At 40.0% G+C, this 12,053-nt stretch carries 11 protein-coding genes and 2 pseudogenes; 8 read left to right on the plus strand and 5 right to left on the minus strand.

Annotation, left to right across the window (positions count from 1 at the left end; translation table 11 throughout):
- Positions 1 to 94: 94 nt before the first annotated feature.
- From V7K32_RS28555 to V7K32_RS28570, 4 genes and pseudogenes are all read left to right on the plus strand, one after another.
- Positions 95 to 310 (plus strand): annotated as a pseudogene (locus V7K32_RS28555) (hypothetical protein); the annotation flags it as partial.
- A 629-nt stretch (positions 311 to 939) separates the two neighbouring features.
- Complete coding sequence (locus V7K32_RS28560; RefSeq protein WP_334998310.1) at positions 940 to 1,176, plus strand: hypothetical protein; 237 nt, start codon at positions 940 to 942, stop codon at positions 1,174 to 1,176.
- 700 nt (positions 1,177 to 1,876) lie between these two features.
- Positions 1,877 to 2,173, plus strand: a complete 297-nt coding sequence (locus tag V7K32_RS28565; RefSeq protein WP_334998312.1) for an Hpt domain-containing protein — start codon at positions 1,877 to 1,879, stop codon at positions 2,171 to 2,173.
- A complete protein-coding gene (locus V7K32_RS28570) occupies positions 2,170 to 3,141 on the plus strand; it encodes a GGDEF domain-containing response regulator (protein ID WP_334998314.1) in 972 nt (323 codons plus the stop codon). The genes V7K32_RS28565 and V7K32_RS28570 overlap by 4 nt, the downstream gene beginning before the upstream one ends.
- A gap of 195 nt (positions 3,142 to 3,336) precedes the next feature.
- Here the strand turns inward: V7K32_RS28570 and V7K32_RS28575 are convergent, their stop codons facing one another.
- Positions 3,337 to 4,473 (minus strand): cob(I)yrinic acid a,c-diamide adenosyltransferase, encoded by a 1,137-nt coding sequence (locus V7K32_RS28575; protein WP_334998316.1) that lies wholly within the window; start codon positions 4,471 to 4,473, stop codon positions 3,337 to 3,339.
- A 224-nt stretch (positions 4,474 to 4,697) separates the two neighbouring features.
- Between V7K32_RS28575 and fraC the strand changes: the two genes are divergently transcribed.
- From fraC to V7K32_RS28590, 3 genes are read left to right on the plus strand one after another with little or no spacing between them, the layout of a single operon-like run.
- Positions 4,698 to 5,237: a filament integrity protein FraC gene (gene fraC, locus V7K32_RS28580; RefSeq protein ID WP_334998318.1), complete on the plus strand. Its 540-nt coding sequence runs from the start codon at positions 4,698 to 4,700 to the stop codon at positions 5,235 to 5,237.
- A gap of 56 nt (positions 5,238 to 5,293) precedes the next feature.
- Positions 5,294 to 6,325 (plus strand): septal junction protein FraD, encoded by a 1,032-nt coding sequence (gene fraD, locus V7K32_RS28585; protein WP_334998320.1) that lies wholly within the window; start codon positions 5,294 to 5,296, stop codon positions 6,323 to 6,325.
- Between the two features lie 38 nt (positions 6,326 to 6,363).
- Positions 6,364 to 7,143, plus strand: coding sequence for an ABC transporter permease (locus tag V7K32_RS28590; protein ID WP_334998322.1), 780 nt, complete (start codon positions 6,364 to 6,366; stop codon positions 7,141 to 7,143).
- A 69-nt stretch (positions 7,144 to 7,212) separates the two neighbouring features.
- Here the strand turns inward: V7K32_RS28590 and V7K32_RS28595 are convergent, their stop codons facing one another.
- Positions 7,213 to 7,869: a pentapeptide repeat-containing protein gene (locus tag V7K32_RS28595; protein ID WP_334998324.1), complete on the minus strand. Its 657-nt coding sequence runs from the start codon at positions 7,867 to 7,869 to the stop codon at positions 7,213 to 7,215.
- 403 nt (positions 7,870 to 8,272) lie between these two features.
- The gene (locus V7K32_RS28600) at positions 8,273 to 8,929 is read right to left on the minus strand and encodes a DUF3386 domain-containing protein (protein WP_334998326.1); all 657 of its coding nucleotides are present in this window, start codon (positions 8,927 to 8,929) and stop codon (positions 8,273 to 8,275) included.
- Positions 8,930 to 9,029: 100 nt separating this feature from the next.
- Between V7K32_RS28600 and V7K32_RS28605 the strand changes: the two genes are divergently transcribed.
- The gene (locus V7K32_RS28605; RefSeq protein ID WP_334998328.1) at positions 9,030 to 9,701 is read left to right on the plus strand and encodes a LuxR C-terminal-related transcriptional regulator; all 672 of its coding nucleotides are present in this window, start codon (positions 9,030 to 9,032) and stop codon (positions 9,699 to 9,701) included.
- A 474-nt stretch (positions 9,702 to 10,175) separates the two neighbouring features.
- Here the strand turns inward: V7K32_RS28605 and V7K32_RS28610 are convergent, their stop codons facing one another.
- Positions 10,176 to 10,571, minus strand: coding sequence for a hypothetical protein (locus V7K32_RS28610; protein WP_334998330.1), 396 nt, complete (start codon positions 10,569 to 10,571; stop codon positions 10,176 to 10,178).
- Positions 10,572 to 11,207: 636 nt separating this feature from the next.
- Positions 11,208 to 12,053: pseudogene (locus tag V7K32_RS28615) on the minus strand (Rieske 2Fe-2S domain-containing protein); the annotation flags it as partial.

Genomic DNA, 12,053 nt, shown 5'->3' on the forward strand with positions numbered 1-12,053 from the left:
TTTTAATCTACGGGGAATTTAAGAATGTATCAATTAATTTATCCTAAGTCTGGCTAATCCAGGTGTTTTTTTCTCCCTCGTGAGAAATCCGGGTCTAGAATCAGTGGAATCAGTTCCAGCAAAATGGGATTGGAATCTGGATCAAGTGGTAGATACCGTGATTCAGTTTTGGTTGAATAACTCTGACAGTATTCGTTATTGGAAAGTACGTTTAACTGATGCTGGTAAGGATAATTTATTAGTCGCAAGATTGGCGGATATAACCGCCTTACAAGCTGAATTTGAATCCCTACTAGATAAGGAGTGGTGAAGAGATAGGTAAAATTGAAAAAGAATTCCGGGGCGGAGTAACTCTTGCTTTCCCTTCAGTTAGAATGCACGCTTTTTTCTGTTATTCTCATTTTCAAGGGGAGCATCCCAATTTTGGCTTAAATCTTTTCCCTCACCCCCAGCCCCTCTGCCATCATATGGGAGAGGGGAGACATAATTCTAGTTCCCCGAATCCCATCATATGGGATTCGGGGTTAGGGGATGAGGGCTATCAAGGTTTTTGCACCTGACGGGATGCTCCTGTTTTCAAGTGCTTTGAGAACTTTGAGATATAAATTTTTTAATAGTATTTTTTAAGACGTTGACGTTAATTTTAATACTGATGCAGATTTTACTTATGTGTATGCAGACAAATCATACAAACGTAATATTTGTCAAACTTTTTGTTTGAGCATTGTTGTAGCCTAGAAACAATTGCAAATTAAGGCTTTGAGATTCATTGCTACCTGAGAATTCTAAGTTAAGTGGTCTAAAATATAGCGCTCAGTGTTGACAATTTTTCAATAATCGAATAACAAGGTGGCAGCAGCATTAAAAAAAAGCGTTAGTGCATTCCTACCTAGAAACTAATTAACGCCCTTGATTAAACTTCATACGGTTAAGATAATTATGCCAGAAAATACGGATTACAAAGCTTCAAAATCAGACAATCAGGCTATTGCCTATAAAGAACGCCTCAATTCTTGGGCGATCGCTCGCCTACTTCCTAATACGCAACGCGAGATTATTGCTCGCTTCCGCAGCCGTTCTGATGCCGAAGGCTATATGCGGCACCTCCCCCAGGAAATACCAAATGCTTCGTACATGGTTGTTTTTGATTGTCAACGCCAAGAAGCTGTGATTTAAGGTACAGGTATAGGCAATAGACCTGATTTTAAAAGAGGGCAGTTTTCTTCCAGCAATAACTGTCCTCTACCTGCTTACCTTGCTCGATAAAAAAATTAAAAATTTGTAGGCGTAGCCTATCAAAGACATCGGTTACAACTCCAGAGTGCAATTCACGCTTCACTTAAAAATTCTGGATGTTGTCACGAGCATATCGACTTTTGTATTTTACGTTTTAAAATCCGATCCCAGCTACTCTTGCCAATTCACCAGATAGTAAGCCTAAGCCTTTGCGCGGAGGGTGTTGGTGAGTCTGTAACTTTAAGTTTATTCGCGTCAATGGCACATTAGCGAGCGCGAAGTCTGTCTTGCTGCTAGTATGGATGACTACATTAGCAAACTGAGTTAGCTGAGGCACTCAGCAAATGCCCACCCCAAAAAAGTTCTGAATTCACTTCTAAAGGAAAACAAAGTAAGGTGATGTGCTTAGAATTGCAACCTTCGCAAAATATCCTACAATTAGAGCAAAACCAGACATTGAACCAATTCGCAATTCGCAATTCGCAATGGGCTTCGCCCCGCTACGTTCGCGCAGCGTCTCGTAGAGAAGAGAGCAATTACGTTTTGTAACGGGGAATTAAACCCCGAAACTTTGTTAAAAACCGCCAAAATCGATGGCAAAATTCTCCAATCCTTGCAGGATATGCTCAGAGGAGATCGTGTGGCATTTGTTGAACTGATTGAGTGTTATCTTACAGAGACACCAAGACAGGTGGAAGATATCAGCACAGCTATCACAACTCAAGATACCCAGACTCTATTGAATACAGCCCACCAACTTAAGTCTAGCAGTGCTTCTGTTGGAGCGATCGCCTTGGCACAGCTTTGCAAGGTGTTAGAAGCGCAGGCATACAGCAGTAAATTAGAAAACAGCCTAGAATTAATTTCACAACTATATCAGGAATATGAACAAGTTAAAACTGCCTTAGAACAAGAACTTGCGAAGGAAGTACTATGAAAGCCGATGCTCAAGAAAGCCAATCTTTAGTTCTAATTGTTGATGATGAACCTTTTATCCGCCTGATACTGCGGCATTTCTTGGAGCGAGAAGGCTATCAAATAGCGGAAGCTCAAAATGGCATAGAGGCAATAAAAGTTTTTGAGCAATTGCATCCTGATATAGTACTTCTTGATGCCATGATGCCAGATATGGATGGGTTTGAGTGTTGCACTCAGTTGGTGCTTCTTGATCGTAGCAAACACACTCCAATTTTAATGATTACAGGGCTTGAGAATGAAGAGTCAGTTGACCGTGCATTTGAAGCGGGGGCAATGGACTATGTTACTAAACCAGTCTATCAGTGGGCAGTTTTGCGACAACGGGTAAAACGCTTGATTCAGCAATCTCAGTTACAGCAAAAACTGGAAGCCGTTAATCTGGAATTGCAGCGATTAGCTACTATCGATGGATTAACTCAAGTAGCTAACCGCGGACGGTTTGAAGAGTATTTTAAGCAAGAATGGCAGCGCATGAAACGGGAGAAATGCCCCCTCTCTCTAATTCTTTGCGATGTTGATTTCTTCAAATTATATAACGATACCTATGGTCATCGGGTAGGCGATCGCTGTCTTCAAGAAATTGCTAAAGCGCTCAAAGATATTATTAAACGTCCCGGAGATTTAGTTGCCCGTTATGGCGGGGAAGAATTTGCTGTGATTTTACCTAACACAGACACCGAAGGGGTGACTTATGTTGCCGAAAAAATTTGTCATGCTGTCCGAACACTAGCAATTCCTCATAAAAATTCCCAAGTTAGTCCTCATGTTACCCTGAGTGCCGGGTTTACAACAGAAATTCCTCAGCCAGATTCTGACATAGAAGAAATGATTTCCGCTGCTGATCAGGCATTGTATCAAGCAAAGGCAGCAGGACGCGATCGCTTTGTGCAAAATATTCAACTACCCAAAAATAAAAATTCCTGCTAGTGCGCCAAAACTCACACTTTTCTAAACTATTTTCAAGGTATCGGCAACTAATTAGCCGGACATGATATTAGACATTTTGGAAAAAGAATGTAGAGATGTAGCGCTGCTAATTCTCTACAACGGTTCGGGATAACGCATATTTAATTTGAGCAAATATCTACTTAAAATTAAATTCATCCTCTTAATCAGCAACGCCTAAAAATCTACCCCTCGTTTAAGTTCTACACCTTGATTGGCATAGTGTTTGTGGCAATAAACCTCTGAGTGGATGCTAGCCAAGTCGAAGTATGCGGGTGGATTTTGGCAGCGACCAGTGATAATGATTTCGGTGTCGCGGGGTTTGCGGAGTAAAGCTTGGACAATCGGTTCAACGGGGAGTAATTCTAAATCAACGGTGGGATTTAGTTCATCGAGAATAATAGTTTTATATAATCCAGAGGCGATCGCAACTTTAGCGATTTCCCAACCCCGTTCGGCTTCTACATAATCTAATTCTTGTCGGGAATTTCGCCAGACGATCGCATCTCCACCGCAGCGCTGATGATCCACCACTTCTGGATATGACTGCTGCAAAGCAGCGATCGCAGCGTCTTCTGTGTAGCCAGTACCACCTTTAAGCCACTGCATAATCAGCACACGGGTAGACCCAGGATGATTGATTCCCCTACCAATGGCCTGTAAAGCTTTGCCCAAAGCACTAGTAGACTTGCCTTTACCAGCACCAGTATAAATTTCAATACCTTCAAGAAAGAGGGCTTTGGCCGTTGGGTGGTGATGGGGTTTCATTTCTGAGTGTAAATCTGCAATATCGAGCAACTTTTGCGGTGCGGCGCGTCCGGTGGCGATGATTTCTAACTCTTGGGGTTTGGATTTTAATGTTCGCACTACTTCATCCACTCGTAGCAAACCCAAATCCAGAACCGGGTTAATTTCATCCAAGACAACAACTGAATATAAACCACTAGCGATCGCGCCTTTAGCGACATCCCAACCCCGCATCGCTTCATCTCGGTCAAAAGTAGTAATTTCCTCATGACCAAAAAATTCGGCTCTCCCAGTGCGAACCTGATCAATTAAATGAGGAAACCCGCGTTGCAAAGCTGCGATCGCCCCATCTTCGTCATAATCACGTTCAGGCCCTTTTAAAAACCGCAGCAGTAAAACGCGGTTAGAATTGCTAGGCGTATTTATCCCCAAGCCAATAGAGCGCAAAACCACTCCCAAAGCCGCTTGGGACTTACCTTTACCAACGCCATCGTAGACGTGAATTTGGCCAACGAGCCGTTCTTGACGCACTTGCGCCGTGCGAATACCAATACCGTTCCTTGTCATTTCTCAAAAAGCTATAAGTGGGAGTCTTTAATCTTACCTAACGTCTTGTACTCTTAGGTAAAGAAACTCCTCCTCTGATGCATCCGTATAATGTATAAATAATATCGACAAGATAATATTGACACACCAACATAGTAAAGGAAAAAAACAATCAGATAATTTCCCCCATCACCCTCACTATCCCAGTTATACTCTCTACAGTTAACCCTTACCCTTGACCATTTATGCCTGAAAATTGGATGCTTCCCAGGATTTTTCCTATTGGTGGAATTCTGTTTGACTTTTTATTTGTACTGATTGCTATCCCCATCGAAGCCTATGTTTTGCAAAATCGATTAAAATTTGACAAAAAAACTAGCATTTTTTATGCTATCTCTATGAATCTGTTTTCTAGTGTAATTGGTTGGCTCATATTTTTTATAGCAGAACCAATGTTGCCGATACAGATGAAATCAGAATTAATTAGCTATATGTTTTTTAATAATTTTAAATCAGCGAATACACAAAGTGTAATCATTTTAACTGCTTGTATAATTTTTTTTGCTACTTTTATAATGAAATTTTTCATTTTAAGGGTATTACTACTATCATTGAGTGAACCAGTTGCTAAAAAAGAAGACGAACCTCAAACATCTAAACGGCAGCGATGGCGTACTTTTAGCACTGCTAAATTACAAAATAGCAACTTAGTGATTACTACATTAATAGCGAATTCTCTGAGCTATAGTGCTATAACCATTATTTTATTCTTTCGCTCAAAGTAGCAATAGTTTATTTAATTCAAACGAAGACTAGTGATTAATCAGGTGTAGATAAGAATATGAATACGCTATTTAAAGATGTATTTGGGGCTTTTAAATTTGCTGAAGGGCTTTATGCAGGAATTAGAAAAATATTAGTTCCACCTAAAGCTTATTCGTGGCAAACATTTATTTATTTGAGTGTTTTTTCTTGGTTTATTTCATCTTTTGCGATAGGTTATATCAAAGATATAATTGCCTTTTTCGGTTGGTTATTTTTAATTACTGGTACAGCTTGGTATACAACTGAAGATCCTTTGAGAGTTCCTGGTACTTTTATGCCAGTTGGGGCAGTGATCACTGGATTCTTAGTGAGTGTTTTTGCATTTGGAAATCAAGAAGATGTCATTACACCAAGAACAATCGTTTTTTGGCCGACAATTTCAGCGCTAATTACGGCAATACCAGAATTTATTGAAGGTAATGATACCGAAGCCAAAGCTCGAATTCCGAAACCAGAAGACCGCCAAAGAATCATAATTTTAGTTGCTAGTAGTATGCTGCTAAGTTGCTGGATTCAGTTTCACTTTGTAATGAATAATTGGTTTCAACAATATCCGAGTTTGCAGGCAGATACTTTCAGAACTAGTACCGTTCTTGTAAGTACAGAAAAACGCCTAAGAATCCCACGAAACGGCGCTATAATTCTAGAGAAACTTCAACCAATAGTAATAGAAGAAATAGCTAAAAGACCTTGGTCGGAAGTCGAGAAATGGCTGATACCGAAAAAAGATGTCGAACCTCGGGTAGTAACTCTGGGTAGGGGAGTAATTCAAAAGAACTTGGGTCAATATGAAGAGAAGGAACTATGGCGTGTTGAACCGCGCGTAACTAATGCTAAGTCTGGATATATATTAGATTTATTAAGTATTTGGATGGGTCCGAGTTCTAACCCACGGGGCTATTACTTGAAAAAATCTTGTCGTATTGAACCAGTTGCTGCAACTAGCAATTCAGACAATAAAGTTACAGTTGCAGAAATTGAATGCGATCCCGGTAGTAAACTTTTTGGTGGATCACCACCTGTGCAACTGGGGGAGAAGAACCAATGACTAATGACCAATAACTAATGACCAATGACTAATAACAAATGACTATTAACAGAATTTTTGTATTGGCAAAGAATGTGTTTCAGGAAGTGGTACGCGATCGCATCCTATTTATTATTGGTTTTTATGCGCTGATTATCGCCATCGCTTTCCGCGTCCTTCCTGAATTTGCAGCAACGACTGAAGACAAAATCTTTTTAGATTTTGGGATGGCGGCGATGAATGCCATCGGGTTAATTGTGACGATATTTATTGGTACGGGACTGGTTAATAAAGAAATTGAAAAACGCACTATTTTGGTATTAATTGCTAAACCTGTCAGCCGTAGCGAAATTATCGTCGGCAAATACTTGGGTTTATCCGCAGTATTAGCTGTGCTTGTCGCCACAATGACAGCAATTTATCTAGTATTTCTGCAATTTGGTAGCATTCCTCATTCAACAACGAGCATTCTAATTGCTGCAATTTTCTTATTTTTGCAGTTGTCATTAATCACGGCTGTGGCTATTACCTTCGGTGTTTTCACTGCTTCTTTACTGGCGACTGTTTTAACCTTTGCGGTATATTTAATCGGAAATATTACTCAAGATTTAGTACAACTTGGTCGTCTGAGCCACAACCCTGGTATGGAACGTCTTACTCAAGGTTTGTTTCTCATCTTACCAGATTTATCTCGATTAAATTTAAAAAACGATGCCGTTTATGGTCTGCAAGCGCTACCTGACACAACTGCACTGATTACAAATGCTGGATATGGCTTACTTTATAGTGCCATGTTGTTAGCGATCGCTATTTTTATCTTCTCACAACGTGAGTTTTAGTCATTGGCAATTAGCCATTGCAGCAAACAGAAAGTTCTTCTCTCCTGACAAACGACAAATGACAAATGACTAAAAAATAACTATCTGCGGTTGCTCAATTGTACCATCAGGCATGATAGTATCTTGAAGCTTCGCATAAATCAGGTTTGTCTGCCAAAGGTTTGCTTTATTCAAGTTTGCCTTGGTTAAATTTGCCCATGTCAGGTCTGCACTAGTTAAGTTGGCCTCAGTTAAATTAGCTTCTAGTAATTTTGCTCCACATAGCTTTGCTCCTGTGAGATTTGCTCTAACTAAATTAGCTTCAATCAGTGATGCTTCAATTAATTTAGCTTCACTTAAGTCTGCTTCTCTCAAATCCACATCACATAAAGAAGCACCCCAAAGATTACTACCTGTGAATTTTGCCCGCCATAAGAAAGTTCCGCACAAATTTGCTCGTGTTAAATCAGCATTAATCAAATTAGCTTCGCACAAAGATGCTTCATATAAATTAGCTTCACGTAGGTTAGCTCGCATCAGATTTGCGCCACTTAAATTAGCACGAGTGAGAATACAGCCAGACAAATTTGCATCACGCAAATCCGCTCCTATGAAGTTAACACCACTTAAATTAATTCCTTTTAAGTCGATTCCATGCAAGTCACATCCACTGAAATCTCGTCCTTGAAAATATTTATTTGTGATTTGACTTAATATGAATTCCTGTTGAACAGCATAATTTTTCATGGTATTCACCTCTGGGTGTAATTTATCTTAAAGGTCGAGTGTGAGAGCTACCGTATATTGAGAGTACACCGCAAATGTAGATCATCTGAGTAAATAATCAAAAATAAATTCCCAAAAATCGCTAGGAGCTTGAAAATGGGCTTTTTAAGTGGTTTTTAAAACAAAAAATGCTGACATAAGTCAGGGAACATTGATAAGTCAAGTAGAATTAACTAGCTCGGTGAGAATATAGGAATTCTCGTGAAGGGTGCAACACAGTCATAACCTCACCCCGTATTTTAAGATACACTCCCCTCTCCGATGCTTTGGAGAGGGGTTAGGAGTGAGGTTTAAATGTCAAAAAAAAGCGATCGCTCTTTATTTTAAAGGAGCGATCGCTAATTTTTAGATTACAAAATACAACTTAAGCAGCAACAGGTTCCAACAATTTAATATCAGAGAAGATAAATTCTTGAATAGAAACTTGTCCTGCTGTCTCGGTGCGAATCTCCCGACGATTTAGAATGAAATAGTCACCAACTTTTTCATACTCATCGATAAATTCGCTTCTACCGCCCTTTTGTTCCCCAGTCTTGGGGTCATGGTACACAGAGTCATAGCTGTGGGATAGGTAGCCTTCCCCGGTGTCGTGACTGGTGAAAGTGTCAATTGTCACGTAAGTACCGTGGATTAAACGGTGAACATGGCATACTTCATTATTACGGACTTTATATTTGTCGCCCTCAGCCTTACCACCCATTAAAAGCTCAACCGCACCAGTTTCGTCAGTTTTACCATAGCTAAACGTATTGGCGCTGTGGGTGTCTTCAAAGCTGCGGCGGATGCGGTGAATTGCTATCTCCCAGGCTTGACCATGAATTGCTTGCTTGGCGGACTCGTCATCTACATCCAAAACTTCCGCTTTCAGATTGGCATTGATGATAACTTTGCCTGTAAACACTTTATCATCATGCTTAAAGCTAATATTTGCGGTATAACCAGGGAAATTCTTCTCCCAAGTATAGCGGTTTTCATAAGCAGCCCGGAAAAGTTCCTGAGCAGAGAGTTGTGTAACTGTCATGTGCTTCTCCTAGTCGCTACTGTAATTAGCGTTTTAGTTTCATTGGTATTAGCATAGAAGTAATTGTTGAGGCTTGGATAGTCCCCAACTGGGTACACTTATGGTTAATTCTCTTCACGCCGTATTTGATGCGATCGCCAATGTCCAAAATGAGCAAGAATTAAGGCTAGCTCTCACGGATAAAATTGGTGAGCATTTTGGCGTACAAAATTGGGGCATTTATTTCTTAGATGAGCAACCAACCGCCCAAATCGATATTCAGGCTATTCCAGCAGTCTGCTTAGAAAGCAATCCAGTCGGGCGCTATGTGGTTGAGCGTCACGCTCCCGCCCATGAACAGTTATTATTATCACCAGGAGACTGGAAGCATTTTTGCTCACGTTCCGATCACGAACACGTAATGACTGGGCCAATTGTTTGCAATGGTCGTCTTGTCGGAACGCTTAACTTGGCTCGTGATAAGGGAAATCCTGCTTTTAATGGCAACGATTTAGCTGATTTGAGTGCCTTATGCATTCACTTATCAGCAAAAATGGCAACTCTACGAACAAAACCAAAAATATCCCATTCCCTTTTAGTAAGTCCTCTAACAGCGCGTGAGTTAGAAATTGCCGACTTAGTGGCGCAGGGGTTAACGAACGCGGAAATTGGGGAAAAACTTTGGATTACACAAAATTCCGTCAAACAAGCTTTGAAGAGGATGTTTCGTAAGTTGAAGGTTTCGGCGCGTGCAGAAATGGTGGCAAAGCTACAAGATATACAAGTTTCATAAAAAGACCTAGTTTCGTTAACTCACACAAGCAGAAATTTTTAGAATGTGTGATTAAGGTTATTTCTTAAACCTCATCTAAGTTGAGAACCGTAGTTTTTGCCCTCACCCTAAATCCCTCTCCCAGATATGGGAGAGGGACTTTGAAATTCTGGCTCCCCGAATCCGAAAATTGGGATTCGGGGTTGGGGGATGAGGGCAAATCCTTTTCATCCCCGAAGAACTACAGGTTTCAAGATAGACGCGGTTTATCTTGTATTAATCTGAATTTTGCAGTAGGGGCGCACAGCTAGCTGTACGCCCCTACTAATGGACTATATTTTATGCAACTGAGAAAGACTACAATCTATCATCAGCAAGGGTAAGCGCGTTACCCAACTATTTGAAATCGGTGATTATACACCAGTGTCGCTATTATTACTCTTTTATTGGCGAAAAGTTATTAGTACTTGCTGCCAATAGAATCTCGTAACGCATTTAGCGTCCAACTTTGTTTGAGACATCTTTGGCTGCCTCTGCCGCACTGTTCCCTACATCACTAGCGGTTTCTTGAGCGCCCTTTACGTATCCACCTCCAAACTCTTTAAGGGCTTCTCCTGACTGTTGCCCAATCTTCTTAAGTCTTTCACCAGGAGAATCTTCCGTTTCACGAGCATCCTTAAACCATTGCCCTATTGTTTTGGGTCTTTGGGCATCATTTTGCTCTATCTGTTCGCGGACTCTTTCCTTCAACCCTTGATCATTCTGCCCAGAAGCAATATTCGTCGTCAGCACTAGAAAACCAACTACGACAACAGCCAAAAAAGATTTTACCTGAAGTCCTTTAAGTAGGTAACTGATGTTACCAATCGTCCTAGAAATCAAATTTATCATGCCAATTAGCTTATTTTTTGACTACAAATAGAGATTAACTATAAAAATATAATTATCCTTCTAGCAAAAGGCATATTTTAGTTGTAAACAAGAATTTTTTTTTAAATCTTTCTTTGGGAAGAGGTGATTTATTAGATGCTAATTTGTCATTGCGAATGGAACGCTCTCAAGCAAAGCAATCGCAAAGTACTTTTTGGTTGACCCTGAACCGGGACGTATTTCCTACTTACAAAGCCAGCTTGGGCTTTATTTGGGCTTAATTTTTGTTTAAGTCCCAGGATTTTTCAACCAATAACGAAGTGGGACTGTTGACTGTTCATTGATTTAATAGAGAGGCGATCGCAGTTCCGTATGAGCAATCGCCAGATAATATAAACCGCGTCTATCTTGAAACCTGTAGTTCTTCAGTGATGAAAAGGATTTGCCCTCATCCCCCAACCCCGAATCCCAAAATTGGGATTCGGGGAGCCAGAATTTCAAAGTCCCTCTCCCATATCTGGGAGAGGGATTTAGGGTGAGGGCAAAAACTACGGTTCTCAACTTAGATGAGGTTTAGCAATCCTATTTTAATTATCAAATTTGATGGAAATTCATGTTTAAAAAAATCCAATCTTTAGTTACTTAATGTTATTAAGTCTAATATAGGTTAACTACGGGCAAACCTTTTTTAGGAATACTGCTTAGAAACTTTTCCCGAATTAAACCTAGTTTATCGGAGCAAATTAAACTGAATATCCCAAGCAAAACTAGTATCAAAACTATTTTTATCGACAGACTAATTGCCATTAATAACAACGCTATGATTCCCAATACAGCCGTAAGATTTTGGCAAAAATTTTGGACTTTATCTATCAGCACTAGAGATTGCCGACAACTAGGACAATGCTTTGTATGTCTGTGCCAAATATCATATAATTGCTCATCACTTAATTCTTGAAAAGGTGCTTCTACTACTCCCTGCCATGCAGGTTTACCATCGGCAAATTCATCTAACCATTTGCGAAAATTAACAATGCCAACATCAGCTACTGAAGGCATAAAATATGACTTTGGCCAAGTCCTATCTCCTCTAGATTCGTTAACAGCTTGGGAGTGCATCATTGATAAATCTTGGTTACTTAACTTATAACTGGATGAATGTTTCAATCCAGTTTGTAAATATTTGGGCAGTAGTTCAAACCAGAAATTACCTTTTTGGGGAGGACTATCAACAATAAACTTCCCAATGTGTTTACAATAACCTGGTTTTGTCGGCACAAAATATAACTGAAATAAAGCACATTTCCCGTTAGAATATTTGTATATTATTGTGTTAGAACAGGGTGGAGTGAACTTACGGGTTGCATCCATATCGTTGTTAAAAATATTGTAACCAGAATGCTTTAAACTAAACCCGGATTTCTCACAAAGCTTGAAGAAATAGGGGTCAAAAACTGCCAAAATGTATATTGCAAAAGAATTCCAGCAGTTTGAAGTATGACC

It is taken from the genome of Nostoc sp., assembly GCF_036917635.1.
Taxonomy (GTDB): Bacteria; Cyanobacteriota; Cyanobacteriia; order Cyanobacteriales; family Nostocaceae; genus Nostoc.